Here is a 205-nt window from a genome sequence, read left to right on the forward strand (position 1 = left end):
AATGCCAAGAGCAACGCTGCCGATGTACGGCACAAGGACGCCCGCGAGAAATCCGAGCGCTCGGCAGATAAAGAGAATGTCTGCGTCGTAGTGAACGATTGGTTCGGACGGTTCGAGCCTTGGCAGAATGGAGACGGTGGCCTTATCGAAATCGAGGAACAGCTTCTGCTCAAAGGTACCGCCGCGAATTTTCCAGCAGGTGTCA

General features: G+C 55.1%; 1 protein-coding gene. It reads left to right on the forward strand.

Features of this window, described 5'->3' with window-relative positions:
- The coding region (locus AC6CIG_RS29835; protein WP_498324405.1) for a hypothetical protein at window positions 1-205 on the forward strand (205 nt) is incomplete at both ends.

The organism is Sinorhizobium sp. GQ132, from assembly GCF_059758575.1.